General features: G+C 64.4%; 6 protein-coding genes and 1 pseudogene. 3 read left to right on the top strand and 4 right to left on the bottom strand.

Annotated elements, in window-relative coordinates; all coding sequences use genetic code 11:
• From A2J02_RS20360 to A2J02_RS20350, 3 genes are all read right to left on the bottom strand, one after another.
• On the bottom strand, positions 1-1,100 hold a 1,100-nt coding region (locus A2J02_RS20360; RefSeq protein WP_068052751.1), incomplete at its 3' end, for an acyl-CoA dehydrogenase family protein.
• Complete coding sequence (locus A2J02_RS20355; RefSeq protein ID WP_068052748.1) at positions 1,097-2,791, bottom strand: acyclic terpene utilization AtuA family protein; 1,695 nt, start codon at positions 2,789-2,791, stop codon at positions 1,097-1,099. The genes A2J02_RS20355 and A2J02_RS20360, both read right to left, overlap by 4 nt.
• Positions 2,788-3,600: a TIGR03084 family metal-binding protein gene (locus A2J02_RS20350; RefSeq protein WP_068052745.1), complete on the bottom strand. Its 813-nt coding sequence runs from the start codon at positions 3,598-3,600 to the stop codon at positions 2,788-2,790. The genes A2J02_RS20355 and A2J02_RS20350 overlap by 4 nt, the downstream gene beginning before the upstream one ends.
• Positions 3,601-3,700: 100 nt before the next feature.
• Here A2J02_RS20350 and A2J02_RS20345 point away from each other — a divergent pair, with 100 nt between their 5' ends.
• From A2J02_RS20345 to A2J02_RS20335, 3 genes are all read left to right on the top strand, one after another.
• On the top strand, positions 3,701-4,768 hold the full coding sequence (locus tag A2J02_RS20345) for an endonuclease/exonuclease/phosphatase family protein (RefSeq protein ID WP_156516319.1): 1,068 nt from the start codon (positions 3,701-3,703) through the stop codon (positions 4,766-4,768).
• A gap of 49 nt (positions 4,769-4,817) precedes the next feature.
• Positions 4,818-5,177: an ASCH domain-containing protein gene (locus A2J02_RS20340; protein WP_068052742.1), complete on the top strand. Its 360-nt coding sequence runs from the start codon at positions 4,818-4,820 to the stop codon at positions 5,175-5,177.
• Positions 5,178-5,578: 401 nt separating this feature from the next.
• Positions 5,579-7,432, top strand: coding sequence for an HNH endonuclease signature motif containing protein (locus tag A2J02_RS20335; RefSeq protein ID WP_068052754.1), 1,854 nt, complete (start codon positions 5,579-5,581; stop codon positions 7,430-7,432).
• Between the two features lie 90 nt (positions 7,433-7,522).
• On the opposite strand, the pseudogene A2J02_RS28395 reads toward A2J02_RS20335, so the two are convergent.
• Positions 7,523-8,803: pseudogene (locus A2J02_RS28395) on the bottom strand (glycosyl transferase); the annotation flags it as partial.

The raw sequence follows: 8,803 nt of genomic DNA, 5'->3' as shown, positions 1-8,803 counted from the left end.
GTGGTCCCGCCGCCGATGCCGAGGATGCGCATGTCGCGGTACTGCCGCTCGACTTCGCTCTCGCGCATGTAGCCGAGCCCGCCGAAGAGCTGCACCGCTTGATTGGCGACCCACTCCCCGGACTCGACGGCGGTGTTCTTCGCGAAGCAGACTTCGGCGATGAAGTCTTGGTTCTCCTGCAGGGACCGCTCGACGAGGGAGCGGGTGTAGACGCGGGCGATGTCGATCTTGCGCGCCATCTCGGTGACGGTGTTCTGTACGGATTGCCGTGCGATGAGCGGCTTTCCGAAGGTCTCCCGATCGCGGACCCACTGCAGCGTCAGATCCAGGCACCGCTGCGCGCTGGCGTAGGCCTGCGCGGCGAGGGCGATTCGCTCGGTGAGAAACGCCTGCGCGATCTGCGCGAAGCCGCTGTTCTCGGCACCGACGAGATTGGCGACCGGGACGCGGGCGTCGACGAACGACAGCTCGGCGGTATCGGATGCGCGCCAGCCCATCTTGTCGAGCTTGCTGGTGACCTCGAACCCTGGCGTGCCCTTCTCGATGACGAGCAGCGAGACGCCCGCTGCGCCCTCGCCTCCGGTCCGCACCGCGGTGACGATGAAATCTGCTCGGCACCCCGAGGTAATGTACGTCTTCGAGCCGTTGACGACGTAGTGATCGCCATCCTTGACGGCCTTCGTCCTGAGGTGCCCGACGTCGGAACCGCCACCCGGTTCGGTGATGGCGAGCGAGCCGATCTTCTCCCCCGCCAGCGTGGGCCGCACCCACTTCTCGATCTGGTCGGCGTCGCCCGCAGCCACCAAGTGCGGCAACGCAATTCCACTGGTGAACAGCGATGCGAACAGTCCACCCGACGCACCGGCCTGGTGCATCTCCTCGCAGATCACGACGGCGTCGGCCAGATCCCCACCATCTCCGCCGACCTCCTCGGGAAAGCCTGCTCCGATCAGTCCGAGAGCGGCTGCCTTCTTGTGCAGCTCACGCGGAATCTCGCCGTCGGTCTCCCACTGATTCATGTGCGGGGCGATGTCCTGCTCCACGAAACTGCGGACGGTCTTGCGCAGCTGCTGACGCTCCGGCGTCGTCCAGATACTCATTCGAGTGCTCCCTTGTACGCGAGTAGTTCGGGGATGTCGATGTGCCGCGACCGCAGCCATTCACCGAGCCCCTTGGCCTGTGGATCGAACCTGGCCTGCGAGGCGACGCCTTGGCCGAGGATTCCCTCGATGACGAAGTTCACGGCCCGCAGATTGGGCAGTACATGACGCGTGACGGTGAGCGGCTCGGCCTCGGGCAGCATCTGCTTCAGAGTCTCGACCGTCAATGCGTGCACCAGCCAGGAGAATTCGTCGTCGGTGCGGACCCAGACCCCGACGTTGGCGTTGCCGCCCTTGTCGCCGCTTCGAGCCGCTGCGATGGTTCCGAGTGGAAGGCGAATGGTCGCCTCGGCTGCTCTGGGTGCAGGCAGCTCCGGTTCTTCCACGGGCTCCAGTACCTGCGTCTCGGTCGACGGAGCGATGGTGGACTCGGTGCCATCGGCCAGGTGCGCGACGTGCGGCACCTCGGCTGCGTCGACGAAGCCTGCGGTGAACACTCCGTAGGGCGCACCGTTTCCGGGTGGGGCGGTGACCGAGAATCCGGGATAGCTGGCCAGTGCCAGTTCGACTGCTACGGCGGAGAACTGACGTCCGACGACGTCGGGGTTGCTGTCGCGCGCGACGCAGCGCAGCAGGGCGCTGGCCGTCTCCTCGGTCTCGGCGTCGGGCTTGTCGGTGCGCACCAGAGTCCAGTCGAGCTCGGTGGGGCGAGCCGGGAGCCAGGACTCGAATTGCCGTTGTGCCAGTGCTGCTTTGGCTTCGATATCGAGGCCGGTGAGCACCATCGTGAATTCGTTGCGGAACCCGCCGAGTGCGTTGAGCGAGACCTTGTAGGTGGGCGGCGGTGCTTCGCCGGTCACGCCGGTGATGGACACCCGATCGCTGGACTCCTGCGCCAGGATCGCCGAATCGATCCGCGCGGTGACGTCGGGGTTCGCGTACCGCCCGCCGGTGATCTCGTACAGCAGCTGAGCGGTCACGGTGCCGACGCTGACGGCACCGCCGGTGCCCTCGTGCTTGGTGATGACGGACGAACCGTCGGACTCGATCTCGGCGATGGGGAATCCGGGACGGGACATGTCTGCGATTTCGGTGAAGAACGAGTAGTTGCCACCCGTCGCCTGCGTTCCGCATTCGATGACATGTCCGGCGATCACGGCCCCGGCCAACGCGTCGTAATCGGTCGGCGTCCAACCGAAGTGGGCTGCGGCCGGCCCGACGATGACACTGGCGTCGGTGACGCGACCGGTGACCACGACATCGGCCCCGGAGTTCAGGCATTCGACGATGCCCCACGCTCCGAGGTAGGCATTTGCGGTCAGCGGGTTGCCGAGACCGAGTTCGGTGGCTCGGCCGAGGAGGTCGTCACCGTCGACGTACGCGATCTTCGCGCCGGAGTCCAGCTTCTCCAGTGCCTCGGCCAGGCCTCGGGGGTTGAGTCCGCCTGCGTTGGCGACGATCTTGACACCTTTGTCCAGTGCCAACCCCAGGCAATCCTCGGCCTGCCGCAGAAAGGTCTTGGCGTAGCCACGGGTCGCGTCCTTCATTCGATCGCGACCGAGAATGAGCATCGTCAGCTCAGCCAGGTAATCGCCCGTGAGGTAATCGAGTTCGCCGCCCTCGAGCATCTCTCGCATGGCCGAGAGGCGGTCTCCATAGAAGCCCGAACAGTTGCCGATTCGTACGGTCATGCTTGCTCTCGTCCTGACTGTGTCCGTCCGACCCCCGGAGGGCCTGCGAAGGCTTGGGCGATGGTGAGCCAGTGCGCGGCGTCGGCTCCCTCGGCCGCAATACCGAGGTCGTCGCGGTGAGCGCGCTGGGTGACGAGAAGGCAGAAGTCGAGTGCCGGACCGCTCACCCGTTGGGCGGCATCCTCGGGTCCCCAGGTCCAGAGCTCTCCCGAGGGCGCGGTGAGCTCGATGCGGAACGGTTCGGCGGGAGGCGTTTGCTGGTTGATCGCGTAGGCGAAATCCCTTGTGCGAACGCCTATGTGTGCGACGCCGCGGATTCGGTCGGTGGCGACGCGGGTGACGCCCACCGCGTCGGCGACATCCTGACCGTGCGCCCAGGTCTCCATCAGACGCGCCGTGGCCATGGACGCCGCACTCATCGGGGGTCCGAACCAGTCGATCTTGGTCCCCGTCGGAACCTGTGTGAGCGCTTCGTTCATGGCACGGCGTCGAGTACGCCAGGTGCTCAGTAGTTCGGGATCACGCGACTCCTCCTCGGCCGCCTCGTCGACGAAGCCGGTGGGGTTCTCCCATGCCTTCTTCAGAGTGAGAGCGAACTCCTCCTTGGCCTCGACATCGCCGGATGCTCCCGACGTGGTCCGCTCCGCGACGTGATCGGTCCAGGAGAGGTGCGCTATCTGGTGCGCGACGGTCCACCCCGCGGCCGGTGTCGGTGCTGCCCACTGCTCCGGGGTCAGCTCGGCCACGAGTGCATCGAGGTCGTTGCCCTCGGCGCGTAGGTCGTCGACGAGAGAGTCGAGGTCTGCCATGAGCCCAGCTTCACAGGAGGTCCTGAAAAAAGCAAGCACGCCTGCTTGTTCTTTTGTCACCTCGTGTTCGCTTGCTATTCCTACGGTGGCGAGCGTGAGAATGTCGAGACTTGTGGCCGTCACCGTTACCCTCGCCGTCATGGCCGCCGGTTGCTCCTCTGTGAATCCAACCGCCACGAACCCGGCCCCCGACGAACCGTCGAGCATTCGGGTGGCGACGTTCAATGCCAGCCTCAATCGGCCGGTGGCCGGGCAGCTGGTGACCGATCTGCAGGGTGAGGACGCACAGGCTCGCGCGGTTGCCGATGTGATCTCCGCGAACTCACCGGATGTGTTGCTGGTCAACGAGTTCGACTACTCGGGTGACGATGCGGTGAGGCTGTTCAACGACAACTATCTCGACGGACAGTATCCGCACTCCTTCACTGCGCCGGTGAACACGGGCGTCGATTCGGGACTCGACCTGGACCGGGACGGCACACTCGGCGGCCCGGGTGATGCGTGGGGATTCGGTCAGTTCCCGGGCCAGTACGGGATGGTCGTGTACTCGAAGTTCCCGATCGCCACCGATTCGGTACGTACGTTCCAGAACTTCCTGTGGAAGGACATGCCGGATTCCCTGCTGCCGCGTGACTACTACGGAGATACCTCCGACGCGCTTCGGCTGTCCAGCAAATCGCATTGGGACGTGCCGATCGACGTGAACGGCACGACCCTGCACGTGTTGGCGTCACACCCCACTCCCCCGTCCTTCGACGGGCCCGAGGACCGCAACGGCAAACGCAACCACGACGAGATCCGGCTCAGCGCCGATTACATCTTGGGTGCGGACTACCTCTACGACGACAACGGTGTACGCGGCGGGCTGGAGGACGGAGCATCGTTCGTCATGCTGGGCGATCAGAACAGCGATCCGGTGGACGGCGATTCGGTGGCCGGTTCCATCGCGCAGGTTCTCGACCTTCCGCGGGTGCAGGATCCGGCACCCGCCTCGGCCGATCACGGCACGGACACAGCAGATTTCGCCGACCCTACGCCCGGTGACCTGCGCGTCGACTACGTGCTACCGTCGGACGGTCTGACGGTGATCGACTCCGCCGTCCACTGGCCCTCGGGCACCGAGCACCCGTCGGACCACCGGCTGGTGTGGGTAGACCTCGAAATATGATGGGCGAGTGACCGATCTACCGATTGTAGAATTCGCGTACCCCGGACCAATGCGGGACAGACTTGTTGCGGCTGTGCTTTCCGGCGAGAAGACCAGCACAGCGAGCCTGTTGATTCAGTACACCGAAGAGGAGCTACCGAGGGTCGGTGAACGCGGCGCGGTGGTGGATTCAGCCGGAGTCGTGGTGGGAGTCGCCGAAACCACTGGTGTCGATATCGTTGCGCTGAAGGATGTTTCGCTCCAACATGCCCTCGACGAGGGTGAGGGATACATCGACGTGGCGCACTGGCGCGCCGGGCACGAAAGATTCTGGCACTCGCCCGAGGTTCACGCGGAACTGGGCGATCCCGATTTCACCGTCGACGACGACACTCAGGTGGTACTGGAGCGATTCATACTCGTTCCATAGTGAGTTGGGTGGGGATCGATGCCACTGGCCAGCGCGAAGAGGTCGAAGAAACCGAGAGCTCCGGTTCAGAATTTCGGTCGATTCAGCGAGATTCGCGGTGGGGACGGTGACGAACATCGGCATGCCCTACAGGCCGCACAGGGGCTCGGGTGCGACGGCATCAGTCCGGGGAATCGATACCGGGCTCACCTCGAAGGCGGGGTAGTTCTGGCTCGTGATCATCCTGGAGCCTTACGCGGCGTCGGAGTCGAATATTCTTGTCGGTGGCTGGGTGTATAGGCCGCTTCCATCAATCCATCTTCCGCGCAACAGAATTGGGGTTGACGAACTTCGCATTCCGCCGTACCATCGAACGTACGTTCTACTTCTAGTCAGAACACGTGCCGGGGGGCGACTACACAGTGATCACATCCAGTTCGACGCGCAGTCGGTTCGCGGCCTATCTCGGGCCGCAATCGAAGCCGTATATCAACGGCACAGTGCTGGGCGAAATTCGAGACGTTGCGATTCTGGAGAATCAGGCGTGCGCTCGCAAGGTCGCTCTGGCCGCAGCTATCTGGGACTCGTGCATCCATCAGAACGTGCTCGTCGGTGATGTCATTCAGGACGCGGGCAACTATGCGGCGTCCGAAGTCGCACGCGTTCTCGGTTGCTCGAAGACTGTTGCGAACACGTACGCCGAGGTAGGAATGGACCTTCGGCTTCGGCTTCCTACCGTTGCAGCAGCGTTCGAGGCCGGCGAACTCGATCTTCCTCGCGTCCGCGCGATATACCGCTGTACCCACAACCTGACGCAGGACGCGGCGACGGCCGTCCAAGGCGAGGTTCTGCACGCTGCCCGACGCCTGTCACCTGGCCCCCTGGCGACGGAAATCTGGTCGATCATGTACCGCATCGCGCCCGAGCAGGCCGCCGCTCTGCGTAAGGACTTGGAACGGCACACGAACGTCACGTACACCGACAAAGATGTGCTGTCGACGCTGAAGGCCGACCTCACCGCCGCCGACGCCGCAGCTGCCTGGCAGTTGATCAACGAGATGGCCGCTACCGTCTGCCGTCGAGATCCGCGAAACAAGGGGCAGAAGCGTGCCGCAGCGTATGTTGCTCTGCTGCAGCAGGAGTCGTCGATGGTCTGCATGTGCGAGCCCGATGACGACAATCCGTGCACGGCCGATACTGTGCGTCCTGATCGACGCGCCCCACTGACGATGATCACCGTCGACCTCGCCACGCTCGCCGGTTTGCTGTCCAATCCTGCCCACCTTGCCGGCCACGGCCCCATCGATGCCGAGTACGCCCGTGAACTCGCCGACAACGCACACTGGCAGATCCTGCTCACCGAAGCCCGCGAGCTGGCGGAGAAGCTCGGTTACGGCGAAGACCTGGAGTCACTGATCGACCTCGATACCGATACCGACAGTGGCGTAGGCACTGATGACAAAGGTGCCGAGAGCAGAGCCGACAGCGGCGGCGGCAGCACGAACAACAGCAGATCGAAAAACGGCCAGAAGAAGCCCAGAGGATCCAAGGTAGGCAAGTCGAGAAACAGCAGGTCCAAGGGCAGCACCTCACATCTGGTGTTTCATCCGCTGGGGCGTGGTCGTCGCCGTGTCGGCGGCATTGTTCCTCGGCACCTGCGGGCGCCGAAGTCCACACAACCACCACGGAACAGCTGTGTCGCCACTCCATATCGCGGTACATACACTTTCGTTGCCGAACTCGAAGCAGCGATCGCATCGGATCCAGCTCTCGGGATCGCACGGTACCCGGACGGGCACGGCGGTCTCGAGCTGCCGCCACCCGGAGCCCTCATCTATCGCCCGACTGTCGCACTGGCGGAACGTATTCGGTATCGCGATCGCACCTGCCGACATCCGGGTTGCGATGTCCCGGCCCAGCAGTGCGAGATCGACCACATCGTCCCGTACTTCCATCGCGATCCCGAGTCCGGTGGCTGGACCATCGACACCAACCTGCACTGCCTGTGCCGCTACCACCACAGCCTCAAGACCATGGGTCTGTGGACTCCGGTGATGCTCGCCGACGGCGTCGAGTTCTGGGTCTCGAATGCCGGCACTTCAGCGGTTACGGTTCCCGGCACCACGCAACTCTCCGACCTGAGCCACCTGCCCGCCGTCTATCGCAGGCCAAAAGGTCACGCGACACAGTCGGATACGTCGAGCCTGGAGATCATCCAGCCGCTGCCCGCGCCGGTACCTACGTCAGCACCGGACGATGACCCTCCGCCCTTCTGACGAATCTTGGGTCAGTACAGAGAAGTCCCACCGCAGTCGAAGTGTCTGCGGTGGAACAACTGTGACTTCTGGGTGTCGATGTGTTCGGTGTCAGCCTGTGTAAGTGCTGAGGTCGTACACCGTCGCACTGCCGACCGTCGTGGCGGTGAAGTTGGCCACGACCCATTCCTGGATCTGTGAGGACGTACTCGCAGAGTCGCCACCCATGCCCCCGCGCGCCATGCCCCCGCCCATTCCGCCCGACACGTAGTACGTCACCTCGTGGTTGGAGACGTACTCGATGAACTCGTCGAGCGACGGCGCAGGATCTCCGCTCCACCCGCCGATGGCCATCACCGCCGTGTCGGACGCCAACTCGTAACCCGCAGCCGACATCGAACCATTAACTGCAGCAGACCATTTCGTGGTCGTCGACTCAAGCAGCGCAGCCAACTCCTCGTTGGACTCACCGCCCATGCCGCCCATGGCCATCCCGCCGCCCACGTTGCCGCCGGCAAAACCGGCCGGAAGATCGGCAGCATCAGCAGGCATGCCCGCGTCACCGCCCGGCACAGCATCGCCCGGCACGGCACCACCCGACACAGCATCGCTTGGCATCGCGCCCGTCGGCATTCCACCACTCGGCATTCCACCACTCGGCATTCCACCGCTGGGCATTCCGCCGGGACCGCCGTCGCTGACTGCACCGGTCGGACCTGCGGTGGGGACGGAACCACTGTGCGCGTTCGTCGTCGTGGAAATGGCGTACGACGCGCCGCCGCCCAGACCTGCCGCGGCTCCGAGGATCAGCGCTGCCGCAGTGAGCTTTCGATATCGCCCGGCCGCCAAGATCATCACGGCCGCAACGATGGTTCCCACCAACAGGATCCACTTCAGTGCCGGCAGCCAGTCCGCGTTGCGATGCAACAGCACCCAACTCCAGATCCCGGCTGCGATCATCATCGATGCCATGCCGGCTCTGCCCCAGATCGATTCACGTCTGAGCCACAGTGCGTAACCACCGGTTCCGATCAACCCGGCCAAAGCCGGGGCGAGCGCGACGGTGTAGTACGGGTGGATGGTTCCGGACATGTAGCTGAAGATCAACGCCGTCACCAGGAACCACCCGCCCCACAGAATCAGGGACGCACGCAGGAGGTCGGTTCGCGGCGCTCGGCCACGAGCGATCAGCCCGAAGACCAGCGCCACCAGGGCCGCCGGGATGAGCCAGGAGATCTGAATTCCCATCTCGCTGCCGAACAGTCGGTCCAGACCGGTCGAGCCGCCGAAGCTGGACCCGGCTGCCCCGGCACTCATCCCCGCCGGAGCCTCCATGCCACCTCCGCCGCTGTTGCCGAAGATGCGGCCGAGCCCGTTGTACCCGAGCACCAG

The sequence above is a fragment of the Rhodococcus sp. EPR-147 genome (genome assembly GCF_001647185.1).
In the GTDB taxonomy this organism is placed as follows: domain Bacteria; phylum Actinomycetota; class Actinomycetes; order Mycobacteriales; family Mycobacteriaceae; genus Rhodococcoides.
The sequence above is the reverse complement of the archived record's forward strand: the minus strand, read 5'-3'. Positions and strand labels throughout refer to the sequence as shown.

Bases quoted from the DNA above. Each gene is read 5' to 3' on its own strand.
- A2J02_RS20345 (WP_156516319.1), top strand. From the start codon at position 3,701: ATGTCGAGACTTGTGGCCGTCACCGTTACCCTCGCCGTCATGGCCGCC.
- A2J02_RS20355 (WP_068052748.1), bottom strand. From the start codon at position 2,791: ATGACCGTACGAATCGGCAACTGTTCGGGCTTCTATGGAGACCGCCTC.
- A2J02_RS20340 (WP_068052742.1), top strand. From the start codon at position 4,818: ATGCGGGACAGACTTGTTGCGGCTGTGCTTTCCGGCGAGAAGACCAGC.
- A2J02_RS20350 (WP_068052745.1), bottom strand. From the start codon at position 3,600: ATGGCAGACCTCGACTCTCTCGTCGACGACCTACGCGCCGAGGGCAAC.